Source organism: Salinibacter altiplanensis, from assembly GCF_002894645.1.
Classification (GTDB): domain Bacteria; phylum Bacteroidota; class Rhodothermia; order Rhodothermales; family Salinibacteraceae; genus Salinibacter; species Salinibacter altiplanensis.
In genome coordinates, this window is the sequence record NZ_NCQY01000020.1 from 441,289 (window position 1) to 455,838 (window position 14,550).

The 14,550-nt window shown below is 66.0% G+C and carries 7 protein-coding genes and 1 pseudogene; 1 reads left to right on the plus strand and 7 read right to left on the minus strand.

Annotation, left to right across the window (positions count from 1 at the left end):
* Positions 1–15: 15 nt before the first annotated feature.
* The 7 genes and pseudogenes from B7R93_RS09345 to trkA form a co-directional block, all read right to left on the minus strand.
* Complete coding sequence (locus B7R93_RS09345) at positions 16–3,483, minus strand: PAS domain-containing sensor histidine kinase (protein WP_103020490.1); 3,468 nt, start codon at positions 3,481–3,483, stop codon at positions 16–18.
* A gap of 680 nt (positions 3,484–4,163) precedes the next feature.
* Entirely contained in the window at positions 4,164–6,314 is a 2,151-nt protein-coding gene (locus B7R93_RS09350) for an amino acid permease (RefSeq protein WP_232798250.1), read from the minus strand.
* A 223-nt stretch (positions 6,315–6,537) separates the two neighbouring features.
* Positions 6,538–8,748 carry an APC family permease gene (locus B7R93_RS09355; RefSeq protein WP_103020492.1) on the minus strand — a complete coding sequence of 737 codons (2,211 nt, stop codon included), beginning with the start codon at positions 8,746–8,748 and terminating at the stop codon, positions 6,538–6,540.
* A 114-nt stretch (positions 8,749–8,862) separates the two neighbouring features.
* Entirely contained in the window at positions 8,863–9,621 is a 759-nt protein-coding gene (locus tag B7R93_RS15875) for an NAD-binding protein (RefSeq protein ID WP_262507557.1), read from the minus strand.
* Positions 9,601–10,710 (minus strand): annotated as a pseudogene (locus tag B7R93_RS09360) (cation:proton antiporter domain-containing protein); the annotation flags it as partial. The pseudogene B7R93_RS09360 and the gene B7R93_RS15875, both read right to left, overlap by 21 nt.
* A 153-nt stretch (positions 10,711–10,863) precedes the next feature.
* Positions 10,864–12,363 carry a TrkH family potassium uptake protein gene (locus B7R93_RS09365; protein ID WP_103020493.1) on the minus strand — a complete coding sequence of 500 codons (1,500 nt, stop codon included), beginning with the start codon at positions 12,361–12,363 and terminating at the stop codon, positions 10,864–10,866.
* On the minus strand, positions 12,360–13,700 hold the full coding sequence (gene trkA, locus B7R93_RS09370) for a Trk system potassium transporter TrkA (RefSeq protein ID WP_103020494.1): 1,341 nt from the start codon (positions 13,698–13,700) through the stop codon (positions 12,360–12,362). The genes B7R93_RS09365 and trkA overlap by 4 nt, the downstream gene beginning before the upstream one ends.
* Before the next feature lie 222 nt (positions 13,701–13,922).
* On the opposite strand from trkA, the gene B7R93_RS09375 reads away from it, so the two are divergent.
* Positions 13,923–14,550: DUF3124 domain-containing protein (locus tag B7R93_RS09375; RefSeq protein ID WP_232798251.1), on the plus strand; the 628-nt coding region annotated here is incomplete at its 3' end.

Below are 14,550 nucleotides of genomic sequence, written 5' to 3' on the forward strand. Positions count from 1 at the left end.
AGCACAGGCCCTGACTCACGGGGACGGAGCGGAGGGCGGGCGTGCCGTGGGCAGGCGGACGACGAAGAGGGTGCCGGTGCCCTTCTCCGTCTCCACGTCGATGGAGCCGTCCATGTGATCGACCGCCTGTTTGGTGACCGCCAGCCCCAGGCCCGTGCCTTCGTACTCGCGGCCGAGTCCCTCGGAGGCCTGGCGAAAGGCCTCGAACAGGTCCGTGACCTGATCGGGATTCATGCCGATGCCGGTGTCTTCTACCGCCAACACGGCCGCCTCCCCGGTGGTGCGGACCCGCACCTCCACGTCGCCTCCCTCGTCGGTGTACTTGATGGCGTTGGATATGAGGTTGCGCAGCACGATGTGCACCGCGCCCTCGTCGGCCCGCGCCCAGACCGGGGCATCGTCGAAGTCCGTATGGAGAGAGAGGCCGGACTCTTGGGCCTGTGGCGCAAACTGATCGGCGGTCTCTGCGGCCTGTGCGGTAAGGTCGACGGGCGCGATCGTGAGGTCCATCTCGCCCGCCTCCAGCTTCGAGAGGTTGAGAACCCCATCCAGGGTTTCGAGCAGTCGGTTCCCGCTCTTCTCGATGAGCTGCGCAAACCGCAGGACCGGCCCCGTCGTCTCTGGGCCGAGCTCGTTTCCAATGGCCTCCGCGAAGCCGATAATCGAGGTGAGGGGCGTGCGGATCTCGTGGCTCATGTTGGCGAGGAAGACTGACTTCATCCGGTTCGCGTCCTCGGCCTCCTCCTTCGCCACCAGCATCTCTTTTTCCGCCGTCTTTCGTTGGAGGGCATTGGAAATGGCGTCGGTGAGCACGCGGAGCAGCATGACGGTGTCCGCGTCCCAGTCCTGGGGCTGCTGCACCGCGTCGAACCCGACGAAGCCCACCAGGGCCTGGTCGTTCAGCATCGGCAGCACGAGCAGGGACTGAACGTCGCCGGCCTCCAGGCGCCGCCGCAGGCCCGAGGCCTCGGGCGGCAGGTCCGTAATCCGGGGCACCCGGAGCGGGCCCGCTCGGCGGCGCATCCGATCCATGAACCAGGGCGTCTCCGCGTACGGGATGTTCTGGAGGCGAGACTGCACAGAGACCGCCGCCTCGGTTCGCCACTCGTGGGTGTTGCTCATGGTGGCCGCCTCGTCGTCAAACAAGAAGACGTAGCTCCGGTCGGCGCCGACGAAGGTGGCGATGGCCTGAAGGGCCGCCTCGATCTCCCGGTCCAGATCGTCGATGGGCGTGTTGATGAAGCGGGTTGAGATGTCGACAATCTTGCTCTCAAGCTCGGACCGGTACGTAAGCGCTTGTTCCAGCCGGGTCCGCTCGGTGATGTCGGTGTAGATGGCGTGGATCTCCGGCGGGGCATCTTCACGGGTCCGGCCGGCCGCCTGGAGTTGAAAGTCGCGGGGGCCGTCGTCGGTGAAGCGGCGCACCTCCGTCTTCAGCGCCCCCTCTTCCACGGCGCGGCGGTTGAGGGCGGTGCCCTTGTGCTTGGCGTCGTCCGGCACGATGGTCGCGTCGATGTTTGTGCCCTCGACCGCTCCGGCCTCCACCCCAAAGGTCTCCTCGAAGGCCTCGTTGATCGTCGACACGTAGCTCGTGCCGTCCTCCATCGTGCAGCGCATGATGGGGGTTGGGAGGCTCTCGAAGAGGCTCTCAAACCGGTCGCGCTCGTCCCGCAGGGCGCGCTCGGCCGCCCTCCGCTCGGTGATGTTAATCATGACGCCGTTAAACACGAGCTCTCCGTTTCGTCGCTCGGGGGTGGCGGTGTCCAGAAGCCAGATGCGGTCGCCGTTGGGGCGGTCGAAGGGAACCTCGATGCGCCAGGAAGCCTCCTCCTCAACGGCCCTATCGATTTCGTTGAGCGCCCGGGTGCGGTGGGAGGGGGGAATGTGGTCGTGGAACTGGTCGTGGAACGCGTCCGGGGTGCTGGGAAGACCGAGCACCTCCGTGGCGTGCTTGCTCACGAAATGGCACCCCCGCTCCCCGGTCGGACGCGCATAGAACTGGTAGGTGACGCCGGGAATGCTGTTGGCCATTCCCTGCAACCGACTGCGCTGCTCGCGGAGGCGCTCCTCCATCTCGCGCCGGTCGGTCACGTCCCGCTGAATGGAGGCGCGGTACTCGACCTGTTCCTTTTCGGATTGGACGGAGGTCGTATTCCAGTGAACGACATACGGCGTGCCGTCCTTCTGGTAACTAATCGTTTCCCCCTCCCACGCCTGCGCGTCCTCGTCCCTGCCCTGAAGGGCGCCAATTACCGACGGGTCCGTCTCGGGACCCTCGAGCACGTCGACGGTGCGGCCGAGCAGTTCCTCCTCCTGGTAGCCGGTCATCTCCTCGAACGCCCGGTTGGCGTACACGATGGGCGAGGTCGTCCTGGTGTCCGACGGGCCGTTCGTCGAGGCGAGAGCGTCCGACTCGCCGTTGGCAAAGGCGAGATCCCCGAACGTTGGGGTTCCGTTTTGGGGCAGGGCCGTCACCAGGATGCCGTCGTCGGCCTGTTCTACCACTTCGGACAGGACGCGGAGCCGCCGCTCACGCTGTTTTCGTTCGGTAATGTCCGTGACGGCCCCGTCGTAGTACTGAGGGTTTCCCTGTTCGTCGCGTACGACCGTGCTGCTGACAAGGCCGATGAATGGAGTGCCGTCCCTCCGGCGGAAGCGAACCTCCATTTGGTCAAGGCCGTCGGCCTCGTGCTCTTCCTCCAGCAGACGCGCCCGGTCGGACGGCTCGGCGTAAAAAGAGGTGGAGTCCGCCTCAAGGATGGCCTCGGGGCTCTCGTACCCGAACAGCTCGGCGAATGCCTGATTGGCGTAGACGAGCCCGTCCTCGGGGGTCGACCGGTAGATGCCGTCCGAGACATTGCCGGTGATCACGTGGAGCTGCTCCTCCCGGTTGCGAAGGGCTTTTCGCATTGACAGCAGCCGATGGATCGCGATGCCCCCAGCGAGGGAGATGCCCGCCACGCCCGCCAGCAGAATGAGCGGACTGGTTTTGGGCCCAGGGCCGACGACATGAGAAACACCGAGTCCCGCCGCGACCAGGACGAGACTGGAGATTGAAAACCACACGACCGGTCGCATGGACTGTGCGCTTATGCCCACGAACGCGATGATGACCGTGTAGCCCAGCAAGAGGCCGATGGCAAACTCTCCGGCGAAATGATTCAGCGTGGTGGTGGTGACCAACCAGATCATTACGGCAAAGAGGGACCCACGTAGCCACGAGATGAAGTGGTGGCGTACACTGCGGGACAGGTGAGAGGCCGGAACCAAGGACCCAAGCAGGCTAGCGATCCCGAGCCGGGCCCAGACCGGGTCAATGGCCCCTGGGTTGGCCGCCGCGTAGAGCGGGCCGAAGAGAAGAATGAGGACAGCCCCGAGAAGGGTTAGAAGTCGGAAGTCCTGAATCCGTGATTGTTCTTCTCGGGAAAGATCTACGTCATCAGGGTGAAAGATGGAGACAATCTGTTGCCAGAGATCATTCACAGAGAGTGTGAATTGAAATCGCGGAGTCAGTCTTGTCCCAAAATGGTCTCCGGGCACCGGAGCGATCGCGGCCCCAGGGGAGCGGTTCAGAGCCCGCAGGGTGCTCTGGTGGAGGGTCCGGTGGAGCGGAGTCAGTTTTCACCCAAAGCACCCAATTTCACGGTTCGTATTATAGTAGGAGGTATGAACATAATCAAAAAATATGCCTAACGAAATTTCGACCAGAAGATACGACGTTCTGCCCCGCAATCTCATGCTCACACTCGAACCTGAACCAGGGGAACTACTTCCCAAACCGGGAGGCCCCGCGCGACCGTTCGGACGAGCGATCGTGCTGACAGGAAGGAAAACGGCCCAGGGGTCCGGACCCGATCCACTCTCCCCGAGAGACCGAGGAAGGAACAGCCGAGGGGGCTACGAACCTGTTTTGATTTTGGATCGGATGGGGGGAACGAGCATCGATGAGCCGACAATTGGCCCATGGCCGAGGGCTGTCGTGGGGCGCCCTGAGTGCCAGCGAAGCTAGTGCTGCCGTGCAGTGAAGTGCTTTCAGAGTGCTACTGCCTAAGCCCGGCGGCGATGTGCAAGCCCTCACTGCTGCTCGGAGCCCCGAGGCGGAAATTGAAACAGGTTCTAAGGGGGAGTGGCCCGTGCGTCCACGACGGAACGACTCTCGGCGCCTACCGAACGACGCCCTCCTGCTCGCCCAGGCGGTACAGCTCGTAAAGCCGATTGATGCCGGCTGGATTGCCGATGATGGTCACCCGGTCTCCCTCGTCCAGCGTCATGTGCCTGGAGGGAACCGTGATTTGCCCGTCTCGCCGAACCAGGGCCACGAGCACGCCGGCCGGCAGGCCCAGGTCCTCCACCCGGCGGTCGATGATTTCCTCCGTGCTTGTGCCGGAGAGGAGGTGAAGCGTGAGATAGCGCTCGTGGTGCAGGAGGCTTTCTTTTACCTCCTGCTCGTCGGTCGCCGCTCGCCACTCGACCATGAACTGCTCCTCGTCGACCCGGTTGGCGAGGGTCGCCAGCGTGCGAAGGTGCTCGCCCTCGTCGTCCTTCGGGCTCACGAGGAAGAAGAACGCGTAGACCGGCTCTGAGGTATCGAGCTCCTCCAGCTCGTCCTCCAAGTCGACGCAGATGCCGGACTGGCAGTGCACCATGACCATCTTTGGTTCGGTGATGCCGTCGAGCCGGCAGTACGGGAGGGCCGCCCCGTGGGACACAGACACGGCGCTGTAGGGGGCCCCCTCCAGAAAGCCGTGGCACAGCGTCTCCGTCGAAATGCCGTACTCCTCCGCGAGGCGCACAGACACATCCTCGACCACGTCCCGGTAGGGCACGGGGGTGTCGAGGTGGAGGACATCCGACTCGGCCACGAGCCGGTCGAACGCGGTGTCGTGCCCCACCCCCTTCTCTTCGAGAATGGTCTGTAGCTCGCGGTCGAGGCCGTCGTCGCGCTGCTTCCCCAGGCGAGCGAAGAGGTGAAAGATGGCGCCCTCGCGGGGGAGGTTTCGGGCGTAGTAGAAGTACCATCCCACGCCCACCAGCGCCACCACGACGGTGAAGACGATCGCCAGCGTGCCCATCTCCGAGATGAGAAAGGCCGGAATGACGAGGCCGGCCACCTGCATCCAGGGGTAGAGGGGCGACCGGTAGCCCGGCGCGTAGGACGGAATTTCGCTCTCCCGCATCACAATGACCGCGAAGTTGAGGAGCGCGAAGATCAGCAGCTGGAAGGCACTCGCCAGCTTGGCCACCCCTTCCTCCGAGAGGACGAAGATGACGATCAGCATGAGCCCGACTGTCACCACGATCGACCGGGTGGGCGTGTCGAAGCGTCCGATTTTGGCGAAGCCGTCGGGCAGCAAGCGGTCGCGGGCCATGGCCAGTGGATAGCGCGAGGCCGACATGATGCCGGCATTGCCGGTGGAGGCGAAGGCCGCGACGGCCGCCACGACGATCAGAATCGGGCCGAGGGTGTACGGGAGCCAGTTGAAGAAGACCTCGCCGGAGGTATACACCGGCGTCAGGTCGGCGTGCAGGTCCGTGGCCGGCAGGATGGCGACCATGATCGCCACGCCAATGACGTAGATGCCCGTGGCCGTGAGCAGCGACAGCCCCATCCCCAGGGGAATGTTGCGGTCCGGGTTCTTGACCTCCTCGGCCACGCTGGCCACCTTCGTCAAACCCGCGTACGACACGAACACGATCCCGATGGTCGCGAGAAACCCGCGGGCCCCGTCTGTAAAGAAGGGCGTGAACTCGCCGGCCGCCCCGCCGGCCGCACTCTGCCCGCCCGAGACGGACAGAACGCCCTGTGCGGCGTAGAACCCGAGCACGCCGACCAGGATCGTCACCAGCACGCGCTGCAACAGGCTGCTCTCCTTCGCCCCGACCACATTGAGCACCCCAAAGGCGAGCGTCAGGGCCGCCGCCAGCGGCTTGATCGGCACGTCGGCGTAGATGGCGAGGTAGGCGCCCATTCCGATCAGGGCGAAGGCGCTCTTGAAGACGAGCGCGAGCCACGTGCCGAGCCCGCCCACCGTGCCCGCGAGGGGCCCGAGGGCCCGGTCGAGAAAGTAGTACGTCCCGCCGGCCTTCGGCATGGCCGTGGACAGCTCCGCCATGCTGTACATGGACGGCAGGATGAGGATGCCCGCCACGAGGTACGCCAGGATCACGGACGGCCCGGTCTCCGCCGCCGCGATGCCGGGCAGCAGAAAGAACCCGGAGCTAAACATCGCCCCCGTACTGATCGCGTACACGTCGTAGAGGGTCAGGGTCTTCTGAAGGGTCGAGGAGCCCGAGGCCATATCAGTGACCGGCAAGACAAGGAAAGCAATGGAGAGGCGTAAAGTACCAAGATGGGGGGAACAGTTCCCCATCGCCACAAAACTTGACGAGCCTCTCTCAAGAATTCTGGTTCCTGGACCTGCGCTTCAAGAATCCCTGCCCGGAAGCCTGTTGTGGGTTCTCTCTCGGGTCTCTCAGGGAGTCCGTCTTCGCCGCGCTCAGGCAGAGGGGCGGTCCGCCGCTCGCCGGCAGGCGGGCCTAGAGCGCGAGCCGCTCCAGCACACGGCGCACGAGCCCAGGCCCTCCGGCCTGTTGCGGGCGCACCACGATGGCGGGTCCCCCGAAGGCTTCCGCGATCCGTTGCGGCTCCCGGCGGTCCAGGAGGCGGGCCCACCAATTCTCGTCACTTTCCACGACGATGAGGTCGGCGGTGGAGACGGCACGCGCCACGGCGTCCGGCGCCTCTTCGTCCACGATCATCGACCCGACCGAGACCGTGCAGAGCTCCATCAAGTCGTCGTGGTAGGTGCGGATGGTGGCGCGCTGGTCCTCGGTCGCCTCGGCGGGGACGGCGTGCACCAGGACGAGGCGGGCGCCGGCGGCCGACGCCAGTCCGTTGGCCAGCTCCACCTTTCGCGGATCGAAGGGCCCGCTGTCGGTGACCAGGGCGATGCGGTCGAGGACCGTGAGGGGCGTTGGCTCCACTAGCACGAGGTCGGAGGCGCAGTGCCGCGAAATCCAGTCCAGGTCGCGCTCGTTCAACCAGGACCGCTCGTCGGCCAGGATGCGCTCCAGCACGAGCAGGTTGACCTCATGGTGCCGGGCAAAGTTGGCCACCGCGTGGCGCACGTCGTGGCTGACGACCTCTCCGTACTCGAAGGGCCCGTCGAACGACGTCCTGAAGCGGTCCATCCGGGTCTCGAAGTCCACGTCGTCGGGCGACTGAATCTCGGCGGCGGACTTAAGGGGCAACTGGTCGGGCACGGCATCGAAGCGCACCACCGTGAGGCGTCCGTCGAGGGCCTCGGCGAGGGCGGCTCCCATTTCCACGAGGGCAGTCTCCCGGTCCGGCCGAAGGTCCTCGGTCACGCCCACGACCACGTGCCCCGCCGTCGAGGACGTGTCGAAGGTCATGCGGGTGCGCTCGGCGGCCTGCGCCCCTACGCGCCGCCGCAGTTCGCCCTGCATCACGCCCTCCCGCTCCACGCGACGGCGGGCGTACGCCCCATACCAGAGAGCGCCACTTCCGGTAATGACGAGGGCCTCCACGAGGGGCACCAGCCCCATCTGGCTGAGCAGGACCAGGCCCCCGAGCACGCCGACGCCTTGCGTCCACGGGTACAGCGGATCCCGGAACGCTGGGTCGTAGTCGTCGAGGTCGCTCTCGCGAAAGGCCACGAGGGCGAGGTTTACCAGAATGAAGACGAGGATTTTGAAGGCACTGCCCAGCTTCGCGATGTCGTCGATCGGGACGAAGGCAATCATGGCGAGCATGACGCCGCCCGTGAGCGTGATGGCCGTGGTGGGAGTGTCGAACCGGTCGCTCACGTGCTTGAGCGCGTCGGGCACCAGCTTGTCGCGGCTCATGGCGAACGGGTAGCGCGAGGCAGAGAGGAGCCCCGCGTTGGCCGTGCTCACGAGGGCCAAGATGGCCGCTACGACGATCACGAGCACGCCCCACTGCACGAGCGTTCCGCCCGCCACGTCGGCCACCGGCGTTGACGAGCCGGCGAGGTTGGCCGTCGGCGCCGCCCCGACGATCACGGTCACCACCAACACATAGAGAAGCGTTGTGAAGGCGAGCGACCCGAGCAGGCCGAGGGGAATGTTGCGATCCGGGTGTTCGATTTCCTCGGCCACGCTGGCCACCTTCGTGACCCCGGCGTACGACACGTAGACAAACCCCGTGGCCGCCAGGAGGCCCCCGAGCCCGCCCTCGAAGAAGCCGTCGAAGCGCACCGGGTCCACGTCCCCGAGGCTGCCGCCCACGAACCACCCCATGGCCGCCAGCATCACCCCGACCAGGGCCACCTGGATGCGGCCGGTTTGCTTGACCCCCAGCAGGTTCACCCCGATGAGTACCCCTGCGATGCCTAGGGCCAGCATCTGGGGCGGCACGTCGAACAGGAGGACGATGTAGGGCGCCCCGCCGACGAGCGCGAGCGCTCCCTTGAACGAGAGGGAAAACCAGGTGCCGATGCCGGCGATGGTGCCGAGAAGGGGGCCCATCCCGCGCTCGATGTAGACGTACGTGCCGCCGGCCTCCGGCATCGCCGTGGCCATCTCTGCCTTGCTCAAGGCCGACGGCAGCACTAGCACCCCGGCCAGTAGGTAGGCCAGCACGACCGCCGGGCCCGCCATTTTCATGGCGAGGGCTGGCAGGATAAAGATGCCACTGCCCACCATGGCCCCGATGCTGATCGCCAGCACCGACGGCAGTCCAAGATCGCGTTCCAGTTCCTTGGCCATCGCGGTGACAAAGGCCCGAAGAGACGAACGGTGAACCGGTCTGTAGGACTCGAATGGACGCGTTTGGCCCAGGCGTGTTGGCCTTTGCGCGGCGTATTCACGAAAATGGGGACGTTATGGGCTCGGAGACATCGGCTCGTCCTGCGCCGTCGATCGCGTCTGCTGGAACCAGTTCATAAACGCGTCGCCTGCGGCGTGGGCGAAGCGGACCGGGGTGCCGCCTTGGGCCTCCACCCACGCGGCCTCGTGATCCTCGAAGACCCGCACCAGGATGGGGACGGTGTCTCCAACATAGTCTAGCAGCGGCCCGACGGACCTTGGGTCACGAAGGAGGGAGACCACGACACGAGCCTGTGCCCCTCCGGCCTCCAGCAGCACCGACCGATCGCGTCCGTCGCCGCACACGCAACGCACGCCCCGGTCGCGGAGAGTGTCCTCGCTGGTGCGGTCGAACGCGTGGATGCTACACGGCACGCCAGCCCGCCGGGCGTGGTAGGCCAACAGGTTGTTGGTGCCTTCGATGCTGAGGCTGGAGACGATCAGTGTGGCGTGCCCCCAGTCGGCCGCCTCGCGCGTCGTCTCGTGGACGGCGTTGCCATGGACGGTGTGTACGGAGAGGGATGCAAGCTTTTCGGGATCGGTGTCGACCGCCACGACGGTTTCTCCAGCCGCCGTGAGCTGGTCGACGAGGCAGCGGCCGAGCGTGTTCATGCCCACCACGATGACGTGCTCCCGCAGCCCATCCGGTGGCGGTTCGGGCGCCTCCTGCCGCGCCCCGAGCCACGCCAGCGGGCGGTACGGCTGCACGGCGGCGTATAGGCGGTCGTTGTAGAGGAGTAGGAAGGCCGATAGGGCAAACGTGAGCAGGCCCACCAGCGTAATCACCGACAGGAGCGCCTCGTCGATCAGGCCCGACGACACGGCGAGCGCGCCGAAGATGAGCGAGAACTCACTGATCTGGGCCAGGCTGAGGCCGGCCCGGAACGAGGTTTCTTCCCCGTGCCCCAGCCGTGGCAGTACGGTGACGAGAAGGAGCGGCTTCACGACCATCACGAAGGCTGTGAGCGCTAGGGCGAGGGGTCACCGCGCAAGGGCCGCCCCCAACTCCATCTGCAGGCCGAGGGTCACGAAAAAGACGATGATGAAGAAGTTCATCAGCGGGTGCACGCGGTGGCGCAGCTCGTGGCACTGCGGCAGCTGCGCGAGGGCGATGCCGGCGAGGAAGGCCCCCAGCTCGGGCGAGAGACGCAGCGCTTCGGCCCCCAGCACCACGAGAAAGCACCAGAAGAGGCTCTAGATGAACAGTCCCTCGGTCATCCCCGAAATTCACCGGATGGCCGGCGGCAGGACGTACCGGGCCGCGGCCGCGATGAGGCCGCCTAGGAGGCCCATGCCCACGAAGGCCTGCCCGAGACCCCACGCCACGTCGGCCCACGCCAGTGCGCCGGGCCCCGCGAGGCCGGCGACGAACGTGAGTACCATTACCACCACTAGGTCCTGCACCAGCAGCACGCCCACGGCAATCTGCCCGTAGGGCGCGTCGAGGTCGCCCCGCTTTTCGAGCATCTTGACGACCACGACCGTGCTGCTAAACATGAGGGCCACGGCCACCACGATGGCCTCGACGACCGGGATCCCGAAAGCGCCCGCCAGCAGGCCGCCGCCGAGCGCCGTGCCGCCCATCTGCACGCCCCCCGCCACGAAGGCCGTCGTGCCCACCTCTTTGATCTTGTCGAGGCTCAGCTCCAGCCCCACCAAAAAGAGGAGCAGGATGATGCCGAACTCGGAGATGAGCTCAATCGTGTGGCTCACCTCCAGGAGTCCAAACGCCGGCCCTAACAACAGCCCTGCCCCGATGTACGCGACGATGTTGGGAACGCGGACCGCCCGTGCCGCGAGCGTGACGCCCAGGGCCGCCAGCAGCATGATCCCCAGGCTGTTGAGGAGTTCGAACTCGGCCATGGGACGGGACGGGCTGTGAAGGGGGACGGTTGGCGTTTGGAGGTGTGCGGGAGACTCTCAGTGTCCGTCCGCGGAACGCCGATCCGGGATCAGAAGAGACAGAGCAATGCGCACGGCCGGAAGACACAATCGATCGTGCGTCGCTGCCTCCGACTACCCCCTCCAGTAGCTCGGCGTCAAGACCACGAGGAACGTCATGACCTCCAGGCGGCCCGCCACCATGAGAAGGCACATGAAGAGCTTGGTGGGGACCGGAAAGGCCTCGAACCCGCCCATGGGCCCGACGGCACCGAAGCCGGGCCCGATGTTGCCCAGCACGACCAGGGTGCCGGAAAGGGCTTCGCTGAGGGAGAGGTCGAGGCCCACGCGGTGGGCGTCCACGGCGATAAACCCGGTGCCGCCGACCACCAGGAGGAGATACGTCAGGATCACGATGAGGATGCCCCGCACCACCGGCTCCTTCAGCGCGCGGCGCCCCAGCCACATTGGGCGCACCGACGAGGGGTGAATCATCTGGAAGAGCTCACGCCCGATCACCTTGATCCCTACGATCCACCGCATCAGCTTGAGGCCGCCGGACGTGCTCCCGACGCACCCGCTGGCAAACATGAGCAGCAGCAACACCACGAGAATTTCTCCGCTCCACACCGCAAAGTCGGTGCTCGCGTAGCCGGTGGTGGTGAGCAGGGTGGCCGTCTGAAAGGTGCCGTGCCGGAGCGTCTCTTCGAGGCTGGCGAACTGGCCGTCGCCCCACAGCATCAGGCTCACCAGGAGGCTCCCGACGGCGAAGACGGAAAGGTAGACCCGAAACTCCGTGTCGCGGGTGGGGGCCGTCGGATCGGAGACGATCGCCTGCCAGAGCAGCGTAAAGTTCATCGCCGCCACGAACATGAACGGGATGAGGAGCCACTGCACGGTGGGGGCGAACGCCTCGATGCTCCGGGCCTGCGGCGAGAAGCCGCCGGAGGGGATCGTCGTGAAGACGTGGGCCAGGGCCTGGTACGGCGTCATGCGGGGAGCGAGCCCGGCGTAGTGCACCCCGAGGAGCAGCACCAAGAGCACCCCCGAGCAGCCGATGTAGAGCAGCCAGAGGCGCCGGGCCGTCTCGGCGATGTGGGGAGTGAGCCGTTCCATTCGGGGCCCGGGCACCTCCGCATCCAAAAACTGCGCGCCCCCGGCCGACAGGCGCGGCAGGACGGCAATCGCCAGCGCGAGGATGCCCATGCCGGCGATCCACTGCGTGAGCTGCCGCCAGAGCATGAGGGCCGCGCCGTGCTTCTCGATCGAAATGTCGAGCAGGATCGTCGACCCGGTTGCCGAGAAGCCGCTGAAGCTTTCGAAGACGGCGTTGATGGGCGTGGCAAAGCTGCCCGTGCCGCTCAGAAGATACGGGACGCTCCCGAGCAGGGACACCCCGATCCAGGTGAGCGTCACGAGCAGGAACCCGTCGGTCACCGTCAGGTCGCTGTCTCCCCCGATCCATTCCAGTCCCCAACCGACGGCGAACGTCACGACGAGGGGCACCAGGAAGGGCCACACCGACGTGCCCTGATAGACGGCGACGAGGCCCGGCACCAGGAAGAGGGCTGCGAACCATTTCAGCGTCGGCCCCAGCACGCTGCTGACCCGACGAACGCGGCGTCGTGCAATCATATTGCCTCCACCACCTCGTCCGCCACGTCTGCGTCGACAAACATCACCACGTGATCCCCGCGTTCCAGCACCGTCTCCCCGCGCGGAGTGAGAATCTCGCCCGCCCGCAGAACGGCCCCGAGCACAAAGTTGTGCGGAATGGTCTGGACGGCCTCTTCGAGCGGGGGACCCACGAGGGGACTGCCGCCCTCAAGCTCAATTTCGACGACCTCTCCCCGCTCATGCCCAACGAACGTGATTTTCTCGACGGCCCGAGCGCGGGTGTGACGCAGAATTTCCTCAATCACCTCGCGCCGCGGATTCACTGTCACGTCGATGCCGCTACGCGTGAAGACTGACTCGTACACGCCCTGGTGGACCACCGAGAGCACCTGCTCGGCCCCGAGCTCGCGGCTCAAGACGGACGTAAGAAGGTTGCGCTCGTCGGGGGTAAGGGCCGACACGACAAGGTCGGTGTCCGCGACGCCTTCCCGGCGCAAAAAGCCCGGGTCCGTCGCGTCGTCTTGAAGCACCAGCGTGTCTGGGAGCTCCTGCGCCAGGGTCTGGGCGCGCTTGGGATCCTTCTCGACGAGACGGGGCTCGAGGCCGCGCTGTTCGAGCATGCGGGCGGTCTGGTACCCGATTTCCCCGCCGCCCAGAATCAGCACCTGGCGGATGTCTTTTCGGTCGGCCCGGGGAGCGAGGGTGGAGCCGAATCGTTCGACCTGGGACGGCTTTCCAATCACCAGCAGCCGGCTCTTGGGGTGAAGGCGCGTATCCCCCCGGACAATTTCCATGTGGTCGTCGTCGAACACAGCGACGAGGTTCACGCCGTCGCTCAGGCCGAGGGCCTGGACGGTCCTTCCGGCGATGGGGCTCTCTTCCGGAACAGTGAACTCGGCCATCATGACCCGGCCTTGCCCGAAGTATTCGACGTCTCGGGCCGTCGGGAGGCCGGCGACCTCGACGATGCTGCGCGCCGTGAGGTGGTCGGCCCCCACCATCAAGTCGACGTTGAACGCCTCCCGAAGCTGCGACCACGTGGCCAGGTATTCCGTCTCGGCCACGCGGGCGATGGTGAAGGCGTCGGGGCTGAGTGCCCGGGCCGCGCTGCAGATGAGAATGTTGCTCCGGTCGTCGCTCGTGCTCCCAATCACGAGGTCGGCGGACGGAACCTCCGCGGTCTTCAGCACCTCGAGCCGGGCGCCGTCTCCCTCGTACGTGAGCGCGTCGGTTTCGGCCCGGACCGACTCGAGCCGCTCGGGCTCCTTGTCGACCACAATCACCTCATGGTCCTCCGCCAGCGCGTGGGCCACGTTGCGACCCACCTGCCCGACGCCAATGACGACGACCTTCATCGAAGGTGTAAAGCTTTTGGGACACTGAAGAGCTCTGTCGAAACCACTCAAAGGTGGGACATGGACGGCCCAACTGCAATGAGACGTGCGAGTTTAACGAGATGGTCCATTTGTCATTCCTTTTCGTCCCCGGAACCGCGCCCGTTTCCGGGAGATAAGCCCGCGTCCATCCAGCGTTATCGCTTCGTTCCGCCTCTCTGCTCGACGGTCCTCCTCTGTGGCATGTCTTCCGTTCTGCCCCGCATGCTCGTCGTTGTGGGGGGCGTGTTTCTTGCGGCGTTCCTGGGCGCCTGTGAGTCGTCCGACCCGGCCGACGCAAATGTAGAGCCTCCGCCGTCCCACCTCGACAGCCTCTCGACGACGGCCGCGTTGCCCGCGGATTCCGGCACGCCCCCTGCGCTCGTGCGCAGCCAGACGCTGTACGTGCCGGCCTATTCCCACATCTACTTCCGGGATGCCCAGCGCTCGATCAACCTAACCACGACGTTGAGCCTCCGGAATAGCAGTCCGGACACCCCCATCGCGCTCTCGACCATTGACTACTACGACAGCAATGGCGAGCACGTACGTGCGCATCTGGATACAACACGCGCCCTCGGGCCGCTCGCCTCTACGTATGTCGTCGTGGAGGTCGACGACATCCGAGGTGGAGTGGGCGCGAACTTTATCGTGCGCTGGCAGGCGGAGGCGCCGGTCCCCCCGCCGGTCGTGGAGACGGTCATGATCACCGGTGCCAACACGCAAGGCATTTCGTTCCGGTCGACAGCCCGGGTGCTGCGTGAGGATCGCGTTCCGGCGACTGCCGTCCCGGCCGACTCGGTCGTCCCCCCCCCCCCCCCCCCCCCCCCCC